The organism is Armatimonadota bacterium (genome assembly GCA_031432545.1).
Classification (GTDB): Bacteria; Sysuimicrobiota; Sysuimicrobiia; order Sysuimicrobiales; family Sysuimicrobiaceae; genus Caldifonticola; species Caldifonticola tengchongensis.
The window spans coordinates 373846-391902 of sequence record JAVKGX010000001.1 but is presented as its reverse complement, the minus strand read 5'-3'; the positions used below and the strand labels follow the sequence as shown (position 1 = coordinate 391902).

General features: G+C 69.4%; 20 protein-coding genes. 8 read left to right on the top strand and 12 right to left on the bottom strand.

Going from position 1 to position 18057, the window contains the following annotated elements:
• The first annotated feature begins 25 nt into the window (after positions 1-25).
• Both QN163_01970 and QN163_01965 read left to right on the top strand, forming a co-directional pair.
• Positions 26-895: a deoxyribonuclease IV gene (locus tag QN163_01970; protein MDR5682782.1), complete on the top strand. Its 870-nt coding sequence runs from the start codon at positions 26-28 to the stop codon at positions 893-895.
• On the top strand, positions 892-1134 hold the full coding sequence (locus QN163_01965) for a B-box zinc finger protein (protein MDR5682781.1): 243 nt from the start codon (positions 892-894) through the stop codon (positions 1132-1134). Before QN163_01970 ends, QN163_01965 begins: the two co-directional genes overlap by 4 nt.
• A 63-nt stretch (positions 1135-1197) precedes the next feature.
• Here the strand turns inward: QN163_01965 and holB are convergent, their stop codons facing one another.
• From holB to QN163_01930, 7 genes are all read right to left on the bottom strand, one after another.
• On the bottom strand, positions 1198-2223 hold the full coding sequence (gene holB, locus QN163_01960) for a DNA polymerase III subunit delta' (protein ID MDR5682780.1): 1026 nt from the start codon (positions 2221-2223) through the stop codon (positions 1198-1200).
• Entirely contained in the window at positions 2220-2549 is a 330-nt protein-coding gene (locus QN163_01955) for a cyclic-di-AMP receptor (protein MDR5682779.1), read from the bottom strand. Before QN163_01955 ends, holB begins: the two co-directional genes overlap by 4 nt.
• On the bottom strand, positions 2546-3214 hold the full coding sequence (gene tmk / locus QN163_01950; GenBank protein ID MDR5682778.1) for a dTMP kinase: 669 nt from the start codon (positions 3212-3214) through the stop codon (positions 2546-2548). Before tmk ends, QN163_01955 begins: the two co-directional genes overlap by 4 nt.
• A 19-nt stretch (positions 3215-3233) precedes the next feature.
• Entirely contained in the window at positions 3234-4721 is a 1488-nt protein-coding gene (locus QN163_01945) for a R3H domain-containing nucleic acid-binding protein (GenBank protein ID MDR5682777.1), read from the bottom strand.
• Between the two features lie 312 nt (positions 4722-5033).
• Positions 5034-5600: a DoxX family membrane protein gene (locus QN163_01940; protein ID MDR5682776.1), complete on the bottom strand. Its 567-nt coding sequence runs from the start codon at positions 5598-5600 to the stop codon at positions 5034-5036.
• A gap of 1277 nt (positions 5601-6877) precedes the next feature.
• Complete coding sequence (locus QN163_01935; GenBank protein ID MDR5682775.1) at positions 6878-8071, bottom strand: class I SAM-dependent rRNA methyltransferase; 1194 nt, start codon at positions 8069-8071, stop codon at positions 6878-6880.
• Between the two features lie 82 nt (positions 8072-8153).
• A complete protein-coding gene (locus tag QN163_01930) occupies positions 8154-9431 on the bottom strand; it encodes an endonuclease Q family protein (GenBank protein ID MDR5682774.1) in 1278 nt (425 codons plus the stop codon).
• 95 nt (positions 9432-9526) lie between these two features.
• On the opposite strand from QN163_01930, the gene QN163_01925 reads away from it, so the two are divergent.
• The 3 genes from QN163_01925 (at position 9527) to QN163_01915 (ending at position 11629) form a co-directional block, all read left to right on the top strand.
• Positions 9527-10546: a trypsin-like peptidase domain-containing protein gene (locus tag QN163_01925; GenBank protein MDR5682773.1), complete on the top strand. Its 1020-nt coding sequence runs from the start codon at positions 9527-9529 to the stop codon at positions 10544-10546.
• Between the two features lie 106 nt (positions 10547-10652).
• Positions 10653-11177, top strand: coding sequence for a DUF192 domain-containing protein (locus QN163_01920; GenBank protein MDR5682772.1), 525 nt, complete (start codon positions 10653-10655; stop codon positions 11175-11177).
• A complete protein-coding gene (locus tag QN163_01915; GenBank protein ID MDR5682771.1) occupies positions 11174-11629 on the top strand; it encodes a DUF1850 domain-containing protein in 456 nt (151 codons plus the stop codon). Before QN163_01920 ends, QN163_01915 begins: the two co-directional genes overlap by 4 nt.
• A gap of 302 nt (positions 11630-11931) precedes the next feature.
• On the opposite strand, the gene QN163_01910 is transcribed toward QN163_01915, so the two are convergent.
• Positions 11932-12630, bottom strand: a complete 699-nt coding sequence (locus tag QN163_01910) for a molybdopterin-binding protein (protein ID MDR5682770.1) — start codon at positions 12628-12630, stop codon at positions 11932-11934.
• Positions 12631-12995: 365 nt separating this feature from the next.
• Between QN163_01910 and QN163_01905 the strand changes: the two genes are divergently transcribed.
• The 3 genes from QN163_01905 (at position 12996) to QN163_01895 (ending at position 15028) form a co-directional block, all read left to right on the top strand.
• On the top strand, positions 12996-13610 hold the full coding sequence (locus QN163_01905; protein ID MDR5682769.1) for a hypothetical protein: 615 nt from the start codon (positions 12996-12998) through the stop codon (positions 13608-13610).
• 105 nt (positions 13611-13715) lie between these two features.
• Positions 13716-14411, top strand: coding sequence for a DUF502 domain-containing protein (locus QN163_01900; GenBank protein ID MDR5682768.1), 696 nt, complete (start codon positions 13716-13718; stop codon positions 14409-14411).
• 38 nt (positions 14412-14449) lie between these two features.
• The gene (locus QN163_01895; protein ID MDR5682767.1) at positions 14450-15028 is read left to right on the top strand and encodes a YceI family protein; all 579 of its coding nucleotides are present in this window, start codon (positions 14450-14452) and stop codon (positions 15026-15028) included.
• Between the two features lie 3 nt (positions 15029-15031).
• Here the strand turns inward: QN163_01895 and QN163_01890 are convergent, their stop codons facing one another.
• From QN163_01890 to QN163_01875, 4 genes are read right to left on the bottom strand one after another with little or no spacing between them, the layout of a single operon-like run.
• Positions 15032-15556, bottom strand: coding sequence for a DUF488 domain-containing protein (locus QN163_01890; GenBank protein ID MDR5682766.1), 525 nt, complete (start codon positions 15554-15556; stop codon positions 15032-15034).
• Between the two features lie 3 nt (positions 15557-15559).
• Positions 15560-16351 (bottom strand): metal ABC transporter permease, encoded by a 792-nt coding sequence (locus QN163_01885; GenBank protein MDR5682765.1) that lies wholly within the window; start codon positions 16349-16351, stop codon positions 15560-15562.
• A 32-nt stretch (positions 16352-16383) separates the two neighbouring features.
• Positions 16384-17175: a metal ABC transporter ATP-binding protein gene (locus QN163_01880; protein MDR5682764.1), complete on the bottom strand. Its 792-nt coding sequence runs from the start codon at positions 17173-17175 to the stop codon at positions 16384-16386.
• Positions 17132-18055: a metal ABC transporter substrate-binding protein gene (locus QN163_01875; protein ID MDR5682763.1), complete on the bottom strand. Its 924-nt coding sequence runs from the start codon at positions 18053-18055 to the stop codon at positions 17132-17134. Before QN163_01875 ends, QN163_01880 begins: the two co-directional genes overlap by 44 nt.
• Between the last annotated feature and the right edge of the window lie 2 nt (positions 18056-18057).

Sequence of the window (18057 nt, the reverse complement as noted above, 5' to 3'; positions counted from 1 at the left end):
CCGGCCGCAATGCTACAGTAGTCCCGTGCGGTTCGGTGCCCACGTTTCGATCCGTGGCCGGATCCACAGGGCGGTGGATCGCGCCGTCGCCATCGGTTGCGAGTGCATGCAGATCTTCGTGGGCAACCCGCGCCAGTGGCGACCGGTCGTCTACGACCGATCCGACCTCGCCGAGTTTCGCCGCAAGCGGGCAGGGGCCAGCCTGGATCCGCTGTTCGCCCACACGCCGTATCTGGTGAACCTGGCCGCCGACGGCGAGCTGCACGAGCGGTCGACGCGTTCGCTGCTGCACACGCTGCGCGTGGTCGCCGCCCTGGAGGGAGCCGGCGCGGTGACCCACATCGGCAGCGCGGCCGTTCCCTTCCCCCGCGCCGTCGCGCGGGTGGCGTGGGCGGTGCGGCGTGCGCTGCGGGCCAGCGAGGGGGTGGCGATCCTCCTGGAAGGCAGCGCCGGGGCGACTCTAGGAGCCACGTTCGACGAACTGCGCGCGTTGCTGGACGCCGTCGACGGCCACCCACGTGTGGGGATCTGCCTGGACACCGCGCACCTGTTCGCGGCGGGGTGGGACATCCGCACCCGGACCGGCGTCGGCCGCATGCTCGACGCGTTCGAGCAGACGATCGGGCTGGGGCGGCTGCGGCTACTCCACCTGAATGACTCCCGGGCCCCGTGTGGCAGCCGGCTCGACCGGCACGAGAACATCGGACAGGGAACCATCGGCTTGAGGGGATTCCGGGCGATCGTGCGCGAAAGCCGGCTGCAGGGGCTGCCCGCGATCATCGAGACCCCCGGCTTCGACCGGGCAGGACTCGATCGCCGGAACCTGGACGTCCTCAAGACGCTGCGGGGAAAAAGCGGTCAGGACAGACTCCGGCCGCCGACCGAAGTCCCATGACCGCCATCCGCTGCGCGTTCCACCGCGATCGCGGCGCGCTGTTCTACTGCAGCCGCTGCGGAAAGGCGCTGTGCAGCGACTGTGTGGTCAAACTGTCGTCGGGGAACTACTGCCGGACGTGTGCCGAAAGCCCGTTCGGGCCACCGGGCCAGGTCCGCTCCCGATCGTACCTCTGGATCTGGCTGGTCGTCGGCGCCGCAGTCTTCCTGTTGGCCCTGTTCGCGTACGTCGCACGTTGACGGGTCAAGCGGAGCGGGATCGCGACAACCCCGATCCTCAGTCCGCTTGCCCCTCCACGTGTTTCACGCGCGCCCTGCAGGCTCCCCGGTGGGATCGAAGCGCAGGAACATCGCCTCCAGCGCCAGCCGCGGGTTGACGTTGCGGCGCAGGGCCGACTTGGCCTCCTCGATGGCCGCCACGCGGCGGCGCAGAGCAGCCAGATCCATCTGGGAACTGAGCTGGGCGATGTCGTCTTTGCGGTCCAGGTTCACCAACAGGGTGTCGTCCGCCGCCTCCTTCCACACGATCAGATCACGGTACCACAGCAGCGCGATGTCCAGCAGGTTGGCCAGACGATCCTTCTCCTTCGCTAGCTTCTCCGCGGCCTCCAGCATGGCGAGCAGTCCCTCGCGCTCGACCCGAGCAACCAGCTCCACGACGGCGTCACGATCCGCGAGCGCGTCCGGCCGCCGCGCCCACTCCGCCGCGAGTGCGACCCGGCCGCCCGACAGCGCCGCGAGGACCCGGGCGCGTGCGGGCTCGACCTCGTACTGCACCCGCAGGGCATACTCGATCTGCCGGATGGGCACGAGGTTGAAGCGTACCAGCTGGCAGCGGGACACGACGGTGGGCAGCAGTGCGTGGGCGGACTCGGCGATCAGCACGAATACGACCCGCGGCGGAGGTTCTTCGAGGAGTTTGAGCAGACTGTTTTGCGCTTCGGGCAGCATCGTCTCAGCCGGCCGCACGACGAAGATCTTGGTCCTGCCCTCGTACGGGCCGTAGGCCGCCTCCCGCCGGACGTCGCGGATCTGGTCGATGCCCACAGACTGGCGGCCGGGCGCGGGCCCGATCCACCGGACATCCGGGTGGGTGCCGGCCGAGACCCGGCGGCATGCGTCGCACTCCCCGCAGGCATCCTCCCGGTAGCGCTCGCACTGCAGGGCATGCGCGAAGGCGGCCGCGGTCTCCGCGCGTCCCGTGCCCGCCGGCCCGGCGAAGACGTACGCGTGGTGGAGCCGCCCGCTCCGCAGCGCCGAGCGCAACAGCCCGATGGCGTGGTGCTGGTCGAGGATGTCGGCGAACCGCATGGGTCCTAAGCTGCTCACAACCGCTCCATCCGCTCCACGTCGAGCACGAACACGATGGCGCCCCCGACCTGGACCCGCACGGGATACGTCACGTAGGAGTCCACCGGTTCGACGACGGGAGGGATCGGCGTCATGAGCTGTTCGCGCGTGTGGCAGACGCGCCGGATCGCCTCCAGCACGCGCTCCACCTGGTCGGCTTCCACACCGGTGAGGATCGTCGCGTTGCCGGCGCGCAGGAACCCGCCGGTGGACGCCAGCATCGTCGCCTGGAAGCCCGCCTCCGTGAGCTCGTCGATGAGCTTGCCGGCGTCCTTCTCTTGGACGATCGCCAGAACGAGCTTCATCCCATCCCACCGGGTGGATCGGCCTGCCGCCAGCGGCCCTTCGCCTTCAACAGCTGCTCGACCTCGCGCCAGATGCGCTCTGCGATCTCGTCGGGGTCGTCGGTACCCGTGATCAGCCGGATTCGCGGGTCTTCTGCAGCCAGACGGAGGAACCCTTCCCGCACCCGTTCGTGGAACTCCAAATCCTCCCGTTCCATCCGGTCCGCCGCGGCGTCCCGGCCCTCCAGGGCCCTGCGCAGCCCGAGGTCGGGCGGGACGTCCAGCAGGATCACCAGGTCGGGGAGAAGCCCCCCCGTGGCGACGTCGTTCACCGCCCGCACCAGGTCGACACCGAGTCCGCGCGCGTAGCCCTGGTAGGCCAGCGAGGCGTGGACGTACCGGTCGGAGAGCACGATCTTGCCCATCTCCAGCGCCGGCCGCACCATCTCGGCCACGAACTGCGCGCGCGAGGCGGCAAACAGCAGCATCTCCGTCTGGGGTGCCATGCGGGCGTGGCTGGCGTCGAGGAGGATCCGGCGGATCTGCTCACCGATCGCAGTCCCGCCGGGTTCGCGGGTCACGAAGACGTCGTAGCCGGCCGCGCGCAGTCGCGAGGCCAGGCGTTGTTGCTGCGTCGTCTTGCCCGCACCCTCGGGGCCTTCCAGGGAGATGAACACGCCCCTCATGGCGGGGTGCGCCGCCCGATCATCGCGGATAGATCACCACGCGCCTGTACGGCTCGTCCCCCTTGCTCTCCGAAGACAGGCCGTAGCGCTGGACGAGCTGGTGTTGTAGCCTGCGCACGTAGGAGTTCTGGGGCGACAACTCCACCGGCTGCGCCTCGTCGAGCACCTCGCGGATGGCGTCTTCGACCTCCCGCAGCGCCGCCTCCTGATCGTCCAGATAGTCCCCGACGTCGAACACCGACCGCAGGAAGTTCTCCAGCTGCGTCACGGTGTTGCTCTTCACGACGTGCAGCGGCATCCCGCGTGCCTGGGCGTCGCGCAGACGCTTGGGCTGACGCTTCTCCTGCGACTTGATCGTCAACACCACGTCTGCGTCCTCGAGGTGGTCCACCACGTAGGCCGGGACGCGCAGCTCACGGATGGCCCGCTCGAGGCGGTTGCGGCTCACCGCATAGGGGTAGATGCGCAGCACCTTGCGCCCGGGCCGGTCGCCGCCCGGCGAGACCGGCGCCGCGAACGGTCCGGAGGGGGCGAACGACTCCACGCGCGGCTCGTAGGGACGGATCTCGACCTCGCCCTCCTCGGTCCGCACCCGTACCTCGGGACGCGGCGGCACCCCGCGCAGGAACCGGTCCACAACATCGGCGACGTCGTGGTGCACGGCCAGCTTGTCCTTCTCCTGGATCTCGATGACGACGTCGAACGTCGGAGGAGCCTTTCGCTCCAGCACCGTCTTCTGCGTGCCGCGCCGGCGTGCTTCTTCATCGGACAGCGTGACGGCCTGGATGCCGCCGATCAAATCGGACAGAGTCGGGTTCTGGAGCAGGTTGTCCAGCGTGTTGCCGTGGGCGGTCGCGATGAGCTGCACCCCCCGCTCGGCGATGGTCCGCGCCGCCAGCGCTTCGGCCTCCGTCCCGATCTCGTCGATCACGATCACCTCGGGCATGTGGTTCTCGACCGCCTCGATCATCACCGCGTGTTGGAGGGCGGGCTCGGGCACCTGCATGCGGCGCGCCCGCCCGATGCCGGGGTGGGGGATGTCGCCGTCGCCGGCGATCTCGTTGGAGGTGTCCACGACCACCACGCGCTTGCCCAGCTCGTCCGCCAGGACGCGGGCCGCCTCTCGCAGCAGCGTGGTCTTGCCGACCCCGGGCCGCCCCAGCAGGAGGATCGAGGCCCCAGCCTCGATCACGTCCCGCACGATGTCTACGGTGCCGAAGACCGCGCGGCCCACGCGGCAGGTCAGGCCGACGACCTCCCCGACGCGATTGCGGATTGCCGAGATCCGGTGCAACGTCCGCTCGATGCCGGCTCGGTTGTCCTTCCCGAAGCGGCCGACGCGCTGGGTCACGTAGAGGATGTCCTCGCGAGTCACCTGCTCGTCGGAAAGGATCTCGGCGCCATTGAGGAATCGCGCCTCGGGCAGGCGGCCCAGGTCCAGGACCACCTCCACCAGCCCGTCGCGGTGCGGTCTGCGCTCGATCGCCTCCCGGATGTGCGGCGGCATGACCGCCAGCAGCAGTTCCAGATCGTCGGTGATGCTGATCTGCCTACCGGACAATTCCCTCTGCCTCCCGCGCACAGCTGTGCGCCATCCCCCTGCATTCCGCCGAAGCGGCAGCTGCGCGAGTCGTGCGATCGCCATGGGATCCCCTCCCGGCGTGCCGTGTGTGCGCTGCGAAGTCAGACGTCCCCCGCGACCCGCTCGTCGTGGCCCCGCACCGCCCCCAAAAGCAAAAGGAGGGGCAAAGACCTCCCCTCCTCCCGTCGGCTGCGTCGCGCTGCGGCATCGGGTCGCGTATCACGTTTGCCTACTCTATTATAGCGGCGCCGCCGATCTCCTGCTCCGCGTCCGTACCCCGGCGCCCCGACGGCGAGTCTGTGGCCCGCCAGCGCCCGCAGACTCGGCCGGCTCCTCGCTGACGAGCCTTCCCCCCTTCACGGTGGCACCGAGCACGATCCCCGCGCTGATGAGAACGATGTTCTTGACGATGTACTGGCCCTCAAGCGTGGGGGCGTACGGGATCCTCACGAAGACTTCATGGGGGAAGAGGAACAAGGGTGTGATCGTCCCCAGCATCTGCAGCCACAGGAGCAGCAAGGTCGCGCGCATGAACACGCCAAGCATCAAGCCCAGACCAATCAGGCATTCCCAAGCAGCGAGGATCGGGATCGAGACGTCAGGAGGGAGTCGACCGAACGTGAGGACAGAGATGGTGCGAGTGGCGAGATCCTGCGCGGGGCTCAATCCGCTGAAGAATTTGAGGAAGCCAAACCAGAAGAAGACGATGCCCAGACTCACGCGCAACAGAACGATCCCGTGGCGCGCCATCCAAGCGGTAACCCGGCGGTCCACGGCCTCAAAGATCCGCTGGAGCGCACCCACGCCTGCCCTCCTGATGGGAACCGGCAATCGAGGTTGCGGACACTATGCACCTACCCCTCACGTCTCCTCACCCGAGCCAGGCCCCAGCTCGCTGACGGAAGCATCGTTCGGGTGCGTTGCGCCCTCGGGTTGGTCAGGTCACGCTCACCGCGCACACCGGTTCCTCAAGGATGCTAGCACAGGGGCTGCACTCCTGGCCCCTTCCCTGACACCAGGTGTCAGAGACCGGGAGCGGCTCTTCGTGCTGGCGATCCTGGCCATCGCGGCGGCTCCGGCTCTGTTCTTGCCGGCGGAGACGACCGTCCGTAGCGCCCCAGACCCCAACGGCTGATGGAGGTGGCCGGCCCGGCCATCCGGAGACATCCTTTGCGCTGCCGAAACCGCACCAACCCCGCCCAGGTCTACGGAGGGGAGGAACCAGCATGGCGTGGCTGGCCTAAATCTCGGCAATCCGTGAGGAGGTCTTCACGATGAGCAATCCAGGGAATCCGCCGGCGGTGGTCGGCACGACCCCGTTGCGGTTCGTTCGCAGGGTGCCAGGCCGGGCCGTGCTCGGCTCGACGGCCGCCCTCGCCGCCAGCACCCTGCTCGTGCTCCTCTCCCTCTCCACGGTCCGGGTGGCGGCAGCGCAGAGCGGCGGCGAGCACCATCACCACCCGTCCGGGCCGAGCCCCTGTCCCTCTCCCACTACTGCCATCCACGATTCGCCGGGTGGGGTGACACCTGAGCAGAGGGCCACCGCCGACCGGTTCCTCGCGGAGGTGCGGGCTGCGGCAGTCCGATTTGCCGAGGTGCAGGCTGCGGAGGCCGAAGGCTACCGGCGCGTGACTCCGTTCCTCTTCGGGACGTGGAGGGCCGGCGCACTGGCACAACCGCGCCTACAACCGCGATGGACGGTGGCTCGACCCTCAGTACCCCGAGGGGCTGGTCTACCTGCGGTTGCGCGGCGGGCGGACCGCGCTGCGAGGGGTGATGTTCGTTGCTGCCAAAGGACAGGGTCCCCGTCCGGGCGGGCGGCTTACGGCGTGGCACACCCACGACAACCTGTGCATCCGCCCCGACGGCCGCATAGCCGGCGCGCTCGGGCCGGGACGGTGCCCGCCCGGTAGTGCCTTCGTCGGGGAAGCGGTGGAGATGATGCACGTCTGGCTGTTCGACCACCCAGGCGGGCCGTTTGCCCACCACCTGGACGCCGAAGGTCTTCGCGCAGCACTGAGGCAGTTTGGCCGGTGACCACGTGAGCCTTCCGGTGTCTGACACCAGGGGTCAGAGATCATCTAATCCACCACATGGAGGACGAAGCACTTCAGGTACCGGGTCTCGGGCATCGCCGCCAGCATCGGGTGATCGCGGGCCTGCCCGCGAGCCTCCAGCAGCCGCAGCCGACGTCCGGCGTCTGCGGCCGCGTCCAGCACCGCGTTCCACAGCATCGCCTCGTCGACGTGGTACGAACACGAGCAGGTAACCAAAAAGCCGCCCGGTCGGAGCAGCCGCAGGGCCCACAGGTTGATGTCCCTGTAGCCCGCCAGTGCCCTCGGCACCGCGGCCGCGCGACGGGCGAACGCCGGTGGGTCGAGGATCACTACGTCGAAGCACCGGCCCGCACGCACCAGGGCGCGCATCTGGTCGAAGGCGTCGGCGACCTCGTACGCGCACACCTGGGCGACGTCGTTGTGCACCGCGTGCTCGCGCGCTTGCTCCACAGCCGGCCCGCTGCGATCGAAGCCCAGCACCGACCGGGCACCGCGCAGCGCACAGTGGATCCCAAACGCCCCGGTATAGGCGAACGGCTCCAGGACCTCTGCATCGCCAGCCAGGGGTGCGACCGCCAGCCGGTTCTCCCGCTGGTCACAAAACCAGCCGGTCTTCTGACCGCCCTCCACGTCGACCACAAAGCGCGTGTCCGCTTCTCGGATCTCCTGTCGCGCATCCGCCCGGCCCCGCAACCACCCCCGGTACTGGGGTAGCCCCTCCAGCAGGCGGCTTTCGGCGTCGTTGCGGACGTAGACGGCCCTCACTGCCGTCTCGCGGCTCAGGATGTCCGCCAGCATCTCGGCCCGCACGTCCATCCCCACGGTGAGGGTCTGCACGACGAGAACGTCGTTGTACCGGTCGACGATCAGTCCCGGCAGCAGGTCCCCTTCCCCGAACACCACCCGGTAGGCGGTCGTGTCCGCGACGACCCGCTGCCGCAGTGCCACCGCCGCCCGGATGCGCCGGACGAAGAACGCCTCGTCGATCGGCTCCTGGTCGAATGTCAGGAGGCGCACGCGGATGCGTGAGTGCGGGTGGAACAACCCCCGGCCGAGATAGTGGCCACGATGGGACACCACGTCGACGCAGGCGCCGGCGGCCGGCTGCGCCGACGCCTCGGCGATCTCGCCTTCGTAGACCCACAGGTGGCCCTGGCGGACCCGGCGGTCCCCGCCTGGGCGGAGGGTTACCCGCACGATCCGTTGGGTCTCGGTCATGACGCCGGACCCGGATCGACCCTCAGGCTAGGCTGTGCCCGGCAGAACACGGCGTGCGGCGCGACGCTCGTTTGGGGCGCGATCAGAACAGGTTCATCTGCGCGGTCTGCGCCGGCTCGCTGTCGCGCATGCCCGGTGGGGGATCTTCGAACAGGTGGATGCGCCCGAACTCGCCGTCGTACCCGGGCTCGATGTATACGCGGCCCTCGCGCATCCGGCGGATCCCCTCGGCGACGCGGGGATGTGCGGCGCGCTCCAGTTCCCCCAGCGGGGTGTCCATGAGCACCCTGAACTCGCCGCCGAAGCGCTGCACGAGCTTGAGGTACTCGTCGCGCACGCGCATCGTGGCCACGCTCTGACCGAGTCCTTCCGCGACGATCTCCTCCAGCGGGATCAGGTTGCGGTACGGGGGCCGGCCCGGCGGCGTGTAGCCTTCCTCGCGATCCGCCAGCGCCTCGATCCGGTGCAGGACGCCGACGGTGACCGGGCGGCCACACTCGGAGCACCGTCCGCGGTGGGCGATCGTCGTCTGCGGCTTCCAGCGGATCCCGCATTGCCGGTGCCCGTCGTAGTGATACTTGCCCTCTTGGGGGAAGAACTCGATCGTGTACGCGATGGCACCCGTGCGGATCGCCCCGACGATCCCCTCGTAGGACAGCTGACCGTCGAGCACCGTCGCCTCCCGCCCGAGTTTGGAGGGCGAGTGCGCGTCGCTGAACGAGACGAGCGCCACGCCGTCCAGTTGCGACAGCCGCCAGTTCATCGGCGGATCGCTGCTCAGTCCCGTCTCGATCGCCCGGACGGAGGACACCTGGTCGCCGAAGCACTCCGCGAGGGAGTCGAACCCCGAACGGGCGCCGAAGACGGAGAACCACGGCGTCCACGCGTGCGCGGGAATCACCAGACACTGTGGCGAGATCTCCATGACGTACTCCACGAGCCGCCGGCAGGAGATCGTTAGCGTTGGCCTGCCATCGGCCATCAGGTTGCCGAACCGCCCCAGCACGGCGTTGATCCGGTCGCACACCTCGAACGACGGGCTGCAGACGATGCTGTGCACCTTGCGCAGGCGGCCGTCCTGCGCGTAGACGTTGCTGACTTCGGCCGACAGGACGAAGCGGGTGTCACCGTACCGTAACAGGCCCGGCTCGGCCGGGCTGAGTTTGGCTCGCAGCTCGCGCAGCCACACGGGATGGGTGAAGTCGCCGGTCCCCAGGACGTCGATCCCCTTGCGCTGCGCCCACGCGCTCATGTGCTCGACGTCCATGTCGGCGCTCGTAGCCCGGCTGTACTTGGAGTGCAGGTGCAGATCGCAGATGAGCATCGAAGCCTCCTCGGCCGTCTGAACCCGACCGCGCATGCACCTCCTGGGAAGGGAGATTCTCTGCTCAGGGTGGGGCGTCCTCGCGGTGCGGCCGAAATAGGCGGGGCCGGGCGCGCGTTTTCGCGTGCAGGATGCGACTGCGAACCGTCAGTGCTCCGGCCACGGACCGCCAGGCGGCACGATCCGCCGGAGGAGACGCGGCTGCCCTCGACGCGTACTCGCAGGCGGTGATCGGCGCCGTCGAGCGGGTGGGCCCCGCGGTCGTCAGCGTCGGCATGGCCCGGCGGGCGCCAAGGGGTGCCCAGGCCGAAGCCGCCCCACCGCTGCGCGGGGATGGCAGCGGCGTACTCATCACACCCGACGGCTACGTCCTCACCAACAGCCACGTCGTGCGGGGCGCGGACCGGATCGAGGTGCGCCTGCCCGACGGCCGCGCGATGGACGCACGCGTGGTGGGCGACGACCCGCACACCGACCTGGCTGTCCTCAGCGTGCCGCACAACGGTCTTCCGCATGCCGAACTCGGCGATTCTTCCTCGCTGCGCGTCGGCCAGCTCGTGATCGCGATCGGAAACCCGCTGGGCTTCGCCGCCACCGTCACCGCCGGGGTCATCAGCGCCCTGGGCCGCACGCTCCCGACGCAGACGGGCCGGCCGATCGAGAACGTGATCCAGACCGACGCCGCCCTCAACCCCGGCAACTCCGGGGGACCGCTGGTGGACTCCGGCGGCAGGGTCATCGGCATCAACACCGCAGTGGTGTTCGGCGCACAGGGGATTTGCTTTGCGATCCCGGTCAACACCGCGCGCTGGGTCGCCGGCCAGCTCATCCGCGACGGTCGCGTGCGCCGCTCCTACCTGGGGATCGGCGCTCAGGTCGTCCCGCTGGAGCGCCGCCGCGCCGTCGCCCACCGCCTCGCCGCCGACAGCGCCGTGCGCGTCACCGAGATCCATCCCGACTCGGCGGCGGAGCGGGCGGGCGTGCGCACCGGAGACCTGGTCGTCCGGGTGGGAGAGACCGAGGTGCGGTCGCTGGACGACCTGCTGATCGCCCTCGGCCGCCATCCGGTGGGCGAGCCTCTGACGATCCACGTCCTGAGGGGGAGCGAGCGTCTGGTCCTGGAGGCGCGGCCGACTGAGTTGCCCTCCTGACCGTACCCGACGGCGTGATCGTCTGCACGGGGAGGAAATCTCCAGACACCTAGGATCGCCCAATGGGTGGTGGAGCGGTCCGGCCCGCCGTAGAATCGATGACGGGATGCGTCTTTCCGTCGTCGTGCTGTTGTGCCTGTTGGTGTCGGTCACGGTGGCTGCGCCCGCAGCCCCGCTGTTCAAGCGAGGGACGGTCACGATCGTGCAGGCGGACCGGCGGGTGGTGCTGGACGTCGAGGTCGCCGACACGCCGCAGGCGCGTGCGCAGGGCTTGATGCACCGGACCTCGCTCGCAGACAACGCCGGCATGCTGTTCATCTTCGAGGAGGCCCAGCGGCTGTCGTTTTGGATGAAGAACACGTTCATCCCGCTGTCGATCGCCTTCATCGACCCGCACTGGCGGATCAACGACATCCAGGACATGGATCCGCCCCAACCCGGTGGCGACATCCCCATCTACGTCTCGCGCCACCCGGCCAAGTACGCGCTAGAGGTCAACCAGTGCTTCTTCCGCCGCCACGGGTTTACCGTCGGCGCGCGCGTCGTCTACCGCCCGGCAGCGGCGGTTCGGGGAAGGGACGCCGGGGGTCGGGGATCGGCACTCATCAAGGGCTGCACGGCAGGGCCTTGAGGACGTCGCTGGCGCGGGTCCTCATCGCGTTGTGCCTCGCCCCGGTCGGCTGCGCGCAGCGCCGGCCGTTGCTGTCCGTCTGCCTGTCGGCCGACGCCCGCTTCGAGATCCGCTACGTGCACTCCGTCGAGAAGACGCCGGTGATCGAGATCTACCGGGTCGGCCCCGACGGCGCGATCTCCATTGAGGGCATGCGGTTCCGGTCGCTGGGATGGGGGCTGCCGTCGGAGGGGTACGTCTACCGCGACGGCTGGTACGTCGTCTCCGATCTGCACCGCCGCATCGGCACGCTGCACCTGCGCGTCAGCAAGATCGCCCGCCACGAGCTCCTCACAGGCGCACGCACCTTCCCGCTGTACGACCGGGTGCGCGACGGCGCCGGCGTCGTCGTGGCCGCCTCGCGAACACCGGACTGCCCGCTGCGTCTGGAAGCGGTGCCCGCCAGTCCCTAGGCCGCCCACCCGGGACGCAGGGCGTACACGGGCGCTTGGGCCCTCTTTGGGTGAAAGCAAAGGGGACGTCACCCCGGCACTGACCGAGGTGTTGCTGCGAACGCCTGCTCAGCGTACGCCCGCGGGATCAGTCCCCTCCCGCGCCAGCGTCCCCAGGCGCGCGGCCAGTTCGTCCAGCAAGACCCGCCGGGAGGCCCCCGACAGTTCGGACCAAGGTGGGATCTCACACCACGCACGCTGCTGCGAAGGCTTCTTGGTGGGCCCGAGGAGGATGGTGTGGCTCGAGGGTTGCTGGAACCCCTCTACGAGGACCAGGTCGACACCGAGCCCGCATCCGGCCGCGACCCGGGAGCACAGCTCCACGGCACCGTGCGCGGCGACTTCGACCATGAGCAGCGGCGCCCCACGCGGGCCGCGAAGAACGGACCGCCGGGCCTGATGTCCACTCTGCCCGCGACTTTCTGTGCTCCCAGCTCCAGCCAAACCTGCGGGACACGGTCGTAGCAGCCCACGGAGACCGCGCCGGTCGTGAGCACCACATCGCACGACCCCGACAGCACCTCCCGGAACGCGGCTCGAAGGCTTTCCGGCCGGTCCGGCAGGATGCCTCTGTACTCCACCTCACACCCAAGCCGAGAGATTTCCGCCACCAGCGCGGAGGCGTTGGTGTTGAACACTTTGCCCGGCGCGGGCTCTGCGGGAGGTTCGCTCAACTCGTCGCCCGTAGAAAACAGCACCACTCTGGGCCGACGGTAGACCGGTATCTCCGGGACCCCTCTTGCCACGAGCGCCGCCACCGCGCCCGGCCCCACCACCGCGCCCGCGTGCAGGACCTGCGATCCCTCCTGCAGTTCTTCGTCGGGCTGCACCACGTGGGGCTTGCGGGGCGGCGACTGCGCCACCACCCGGCCGACCGCACCCGGGGACAGCACCCACTCCACGTCCACGGGGTCAGTCGCCCCCAGCAGGATGCGCAGGATCTCCTCCACCCGCTCCGCCATCCCCCCCTAGCATCGCGCAACCCGCCCCGCGTTACCACTCGGTAGCCGGCTTCCGCCCCAGCACCGTACGTTCTGCTAGAAAACGTCCGTGCGGTCGAAGGGGGCACCGGCGGTACGGTCCTCGGAAACTCCTGCGGCTGCGGGAACTTGAGCCAGACCGCGTCGGTCAGCGGGGCAAGTCGTGACGGGGCCGGCCGGGGCGGCTGTGCAAACACCCGGTCGGCTGGGTCCCCGCCGGAGGAGTCGCCCGAACCGAGAGAACAGCGCGAACTGCGCGACTTCGGCCCACGCGGGCGGTCTGCGGAACACACAGCCCGCCCGGCCCGTGAGTAGGGAGGACGCCATTCCGCTTTGGGAGGATACCGATGGTACGCCGTGCGCTGATTGCCGTGTTCACCGCGATGCTGTTCGCCGGGTGTGGCGCCAACGGGATCCTGGGAGAACAGCCCGTCACCAGCACGTTTCGGGATCCGCAGGGCGACGCGGCGCAGACCAGTGGGACGAACTACGACGTGACGTTGATCCGCACCAGCCGCACGTCCACAAACCTGTCGGTCGAGGTCACATTCGCCCAGGGCGTCGCGCTGCCGGGTGCGGGTCAGTCCCCCGGACCGACGCAGCTGTCGGGCTGGGTCGAGTTCGACACCGACCGGAACAGCGCCACCGGCAACCCCTCGGCCTGCTCGCCGTTGCCGTTTGCCCTCGGCGTCGACCGGTACCTCGACCTGCGGTTTCGCAACCCCGACGGGACGTACGAGGTCTTGGACCACACCTTCAACTCGACGGGGCGCGCCGCGGTTGCGGCCTCCGGCAACCGCGTGATGTTCCACCTGACGCCGTCCGCCCTGGGGGACCTGCACACCTACCTGGTGGTCGTGGCCGGAAACGGGCTGTCCGGATTCACTCCCACCGACTGCGCGCCGGATCAGGGCGGTGCGGTGGTCACGCGCAAGGACCTGCCGACCCCGACGCGTCGTTAGGTTGGCCTCGGTCATCGGCACGGCGGGGCGGCGGTCGGCCGCCCCGCCGCGTTTTGTTCGTGCGCACCCGCCCCTGGTAGAATCCACACCGGAGATCGCGTGGAGATGAACGGCGATCCGCAGGCCCAGCGAGCACGGCGGAGCCCCCGGCCGGACACGGGCTGGGGAAAGCTGTGGGGCCACGTCCGCCTGTACTTCGTCGCCGGTCTCGTGGTCCTCGCACCGCTGACCATCACGCTGGTGATCCTGCGGTTTGCCTTCTTCTTCCTCGACGAACGGGTTGGCGGCTTCGTAAAGCGGCTGACCGGACTCGACGTCCCCGGCGTCGGCATCCTCGCGACTGCGGTGCTGATCCTACTGATTGGCGTCGTCACGACGAACGTCCTGGGCGCCCGGGTGGTGCAGGCGCTCGAAGCGGTGGTGTTGCGCGCGCCCCTGGTCAACACGATCTACCTCACGGTCAAGCAGGTGAGCGACCTGGTCTTCAAGCCCGACGGGGTGGCCTTCAAGCGGGCAGTCCTCATCCAGTACCCGCGCCCCGGCGTCTACTCCCTAGGCTTCGTCACCGGATCCGCGCGGCGCCTCGACCCGAACAACCCAGACGACGAATACCTAATCGTCTTCGTCCCCACCAGTCCCACGCCGGCCACCGGCTTCATGACCGTGGTGCCCACCCGCGACGTCCTACCGCTGGAGATGTCGGTGGAAGAAGGCGTGAAGACTGTCGTCTCGATGGGCGTCCTCATGCCCCCGCGCTTCTCAGCACCCGGCCCGGCCAGCGACGATCCGCCGCGCGGCTAGCCCGACGCCCTGTGAGGATGGTGAGGTATGCTGGCGTCATGAGATCCCTGGCCCTGATCGCCGCCGTCGTCCTGCTGGCCGGCACCGCGCACGCCCAGCTGCTCGCCACGGGGACGTTCGTGGTGTCGGGCAACGACTCCCGCGTCGAGATGTTCGTCCGCGACAACGTCGGCGGCTTTTCCGCCCGGGCGCGAGAGGTCGAGGGACAGGCCACCGTCCGGCAGACCGGCGAGCGCAGCTTCGTCGCGGACCTGGAGGTCCGCGTCCCGGCACGCTCGATTACGACCGGCTTCGGACCGCGCGATGCACAGATGCACCGCGAGACGCTGCAGACCGAACGGTTCCCGGCGATCGTCTTCGTGGGGTCGGTCACCACGGACGCCGCGCGCGTCCTCTCGACGTTCCCCGCGGTCGCCCACGGCCGCCTCACGCTGCGCGGCACGACCCGGCAGGTCTCCGTCCCCGTCCGCATCACTCCGCTGCCCGACGGGTTCCGGGGCCGCGGGGAGTTCGAGATCAAGATGTCCGACTTCGGTATCCCCGTCCCGCGCTTTCTGTTCTTCGTCGCCGAAGACGCCGTCAAGGTGACGGTGGACCTGCTGCTGCGCAGCCCGTAGTCCCTACCTGTAGACGATCCGGGTGCCTTCCACTCGTGCAAACCGCGTGAGCCGGTGCGGTTGGCAGGCGCCGTCGAGGATGTGTCGGACGAGCCACCCGCGGACGCAGAGCGCATCGGCCAGCAGCTGTCGGTGACAGCGCCACGGCACCGCCTCGGCGCACATCAGTGCCAGCCGCCGTCGACCGGCGAGGGCGCACACCTCCGCCACGATCTCCTCGAAGGCCGGCTGGAGCATAAAGTCGGCATATCCGCGAAACGCCCCCACACGCCAGCCGGTGTTCGGTGAGTCCGGCACGGGCGTGCGGTACCCGCCCAGATCGGCGCGCCAGACGTAGTCGATTCCGCGCACGGCCAACGCCGTGGCCAGCGCCTCGCGACCGAAATGAGGAAACCGCCGCGACGAGGGCCACCGCCGCACGTCGACCACGGCCTGGACGGCGTGCCCTTCCAGCAACGTGAGGAAGTGATCGAGCGATCGGGTGGAATGGCCGATCGTGTGGACGACGCGATCCTGACAGCGGTCCATGTCTCAGCGGCCGAGTGAGGAGGCGATCGCGAACAGCCCGATCGAGCACAGGACGATGGCGCCGCCTGCCGCGATGTCCAGGTAGAAGGCCGCCGCCATCCCCACGACGACCGCGACCACCGCCGCCCCGGCGGCCAGCAGGAGGGTCGCGCGGAAGTCGCGAGCCGCCCGCAGCGCGGTCAGCGCCGGGATGACGATCAGAGCGCTGGTGAGCAGGATGCCGACGATGCGCATGGTGACGACGACCGTCACCGCGACCAGAATCGTCAGCAGCAAGTTCAGCGCGTCCACCGGCACGCCCTGGACCCGCGCGCTCTCTTCGTCGAAGGTGATGGCGAACAGGTCCTTGTACAGCACCGCGACGCTGCCCAGGACCACAAGACCAAGACAGAGGATGATCCACAGGTCGCGGGGCTGGACGGCCGTGATCGCGCCAAACAGGTAGGAGAACAGGTCGGCGTTGAAGCCACGGGCTAGACTGATCAGGACCACGGCCACCGCGAACCCGCCGGACAGAAACAGCGCCAGCGCCGCCTCGCCGAACAGCTGGCCGGACGAACGCAGCCGCTCGATCCCGACCGCGCCGATCACCGTGACCGCCAGCGCGCCGGCCAGGGGGTACGTGCCCAGCAGCAGGCCGGCGGCGATCCCTGCCAGCGCCACGTGTGACAGGGTGTCGGCGATGAGGCTCAACCGCCGCAGGACCAGAAAGACACCGATCGTCGGGGCGATCAACGCGATCATCGTCCCGGCCAGCAGCGCCCGCTGCATGAACCCGTAGCTGAGCAGTTCCATGGTCGGCAACCAGCCGTCGGCGCCGGGCGCCCTCAATGCCGGTGGGCCACCACCAGGCTCTGCGCCCGGTACAGTTGCTCCAGCGCGCCGGACCGCAACGCCTCCTCGGGACTCCCGTGGAAGAACAGGGATCGGTTCAGGCACGCCAGCTGCGTGACCTCCTGGGCGACCACGCCGATGTCGTGCGAGACCAGCACGAGCGTCGTCCCGAGGTCGCGGTTGAGGTGGCGCAGCAGCCCGTAGAAGCGCTCCTGGGCCTCGACGTCCACCCCCACCGTCGGTTCGTCGAGGACCAGCAGGTCCGGCTCGCTCGCGAGCGCGCGCGCGATGAAGACGCGCTGTTGTTCGCCGCCGGACAGCCGGCCCACCAGACGATCCCGGTGCGCGGCCATGCCGACCGTCTCCAGCGCGCGCTCGGCCGCTTCGTAGTCGGCGGGTCCGAACCGCCGGCCCAACCCGACCCGCCCCGTGCGGCCGCTGACCACGACCTCGAACACGCTGGCTGGGAAGCGGGACTCGAAGGCCACCGCCTTCTGCGGCACGTAGCCGATGCGGTGCCAGTCCCGAAACTCGCGGATGTCCTGGCCGAACAGCCGGACGTGACCGCAGCACGGGCGCAGCAGACCCAGCATCACGCGCAGCAGCGTCGTCTTGCCCGAGCCGTTGGGACCGATGATGCCGAGGAAGTCCCCGCGACGCACCACCAGGTTGACGTGGTCGAGGACCCGCTCCGTGCCGTAGTCGAAGCAGACGTGCTCCAGCTCGGCGACCGGCGTGCCCCTAGCGGCACTCGAGCCCTTCGACGAGATTTCGAAGGTTTTCATCCATCACCGCGAAGTACGTCTTGCCCTCCCGCCGGTCTTCTTCCGTCAATCCTTCGACCGGGTCCAAGACCAGGGTGCGGGCGCCCACCTCGCGCGCAATCGTCTCCGCCACGCGCGGGCTGACCAGCCTCTCATAGTAAATCACCTGGATCCCGTGCTCGCGAGCCTCCCGGACGATCTCCCTGAGCTTGCCGGGCGAAGGCTCCGCCTCCGGCGACAGCCCCGCGATGGGGATCATCTTGATGCGATAGCGGCGCGCGAAGTACCCGAACGCCGCGTGCGCCGTGATGAACTCCCGGATCCGGCAGTCGGCCAGCGCCTGCTCCAGACGCTCGTGCAGGGCCTGCAGGTCTTTGCGCAACGCCTTGCTGTTCGCGCGGTAGGTCGCCTCACCCTCCGGATCCGCCCGAACGAAGCCCGCGAGGATGTTGTCCACCTGTTGCTGCGCGAGGACCGGGTCCAGCCACACGTGCGGGTCCAGCGCCTCCTTTTGGGGGCCTTCTTTGCGTTCCTCCCCCGGGTGGTCGTGCCCGTGCTCCGCGGCGACCAGGGGCAGCCCCTCGGTCGCGTCCACGACCACCGCGCGGTCGGAGATCTCTCCCCGCAGGCGTTCGATCCACGGCTCGAATCCGGCTCCGTTGTAGATCACCAGGTTTGCCTGACCCAGGGCCACGACGTCCTGTGGGGTCGGTTCGTAGTCGTGGGGTTCCGCCCCGGGGGGCACCAGCAGCCGGACGTCCGCACGGTCTCCGCCGATGCGCTGGGCGAACTCGTACAGCGGATAGAAGGACGCGACGACCGACAGTCTCTGCTCCGGGCGAGCCGGAGCGCACGCGACGATCGCCACGAGCACGGCCGACAGCCAGGCGACACGCTTCATCC

Coding starts and splice junctions, on each gene's coding strand:
- QN163_01885 (MDR5682765.1), bottom strand. CDS start 16,351: ATGGAACTGCTCAGCTACGGGTTCATGCAGCGGGCGCTGCTGGCCGGG.
- QN163_01955 (MDR5682779.1), bottom strand. CDS start 2,549: ATGAAGCTCGTTCTGGCGATCGTCCAAGAGAAGGACGCCGGCAAGCTC.
- QN163_01945 (MDR5682777.1), bottom strand. CDS start 4,721: ATGCCGCCGCACATCCGGGAGGCGATCGAGCGCAGACCGCACCGCGAC.
- QN163_01900 (MDR5682768.1), top strand. CDS start 13,716: ATGAACGGCGATCCGCAGGCCCAGCGAGCACGGCGGAGCCCCCGGCCG.
- QN163_01920 (MDR5682772.1), top strand. CDS start 10,653: ATGCGTCTTTCCGTCGTCGTGCTGTTGTGCCTGTTGGTGTCGGTCACG.
- QN163_01930 (MDR5682774.1), bottom strand. CDS start 9,431: ATGCGCGGTCGGGTTCAGACGGCCGAGGAGGCTTCGATGCTCATCTGC.
- QN163_01935 (MDR5682775.1), bottom strand. CDS start 8,071: ATGACCGAGACCCAACGGATCGTGCGGGTAACCCTCCGCCCAGGCGGG.
- QN163_01910 (MDR5682770.1), bottom strand. CDS start 12,630: ATGGCGGAGCGGGTGGAGGAGATCCTGCGCATCCTGCTGGGGGCGACT.
- QN163_01895 (MDR5682767.1), top strand. CDS start 14,450: ATGAGATCCCTGGCCCTGATCGCCGCCGTCGTCCTGCTGGCCGGCACC.
- QN163_01880 (MDR5682764.1), bottom strand. CDS start 17,175: ATGAAAACCTTCGAAATCTCGTCGAAGGGCTCGAGTGCCGCTAGGGGC.
- QN163_01890 (MDR5682766.1), bottom strand. CDS start 15,556: ATGGACCGCTGTCAGGATCGCGTCGTCCACACGATCGGCCATTCCACC.
- QN163_01905 (MDR5682769.1), top strand. CDS start 12,996: ATGGTACGCCGTGCGCTGATTGCCGTGTTCACCGCGATGCTGTTCGCC.
- tmk (MDR5682778.1), bottom strand. CDS start 3,214: ATGAGGGGCGTGTTCATCTCCCTGGAAGGCCCCGAGGGTGCGGGCAAG.
- QN163_01965 (MDR5682781.1), top strand. CDS start 892: ATGACCGCCATCCGCTGCGCGTTCCACCGCGATCGCGGCGCGCTGTTC.
- QN163_01925 (MDR5682773.1), top strand. CDS start 9,527: ATGCGACTGCGAACCGTCAGTGCTCCGGCCACGGACCGCCAGGCGGCA.
- QN163_01875 (MDR5682763.1), bottom strand. CDS start 18,055: ATGAAGCGTGTCGCCTGGCTGTCGGCCGTGCTCGTGGCGATCGTCGCG.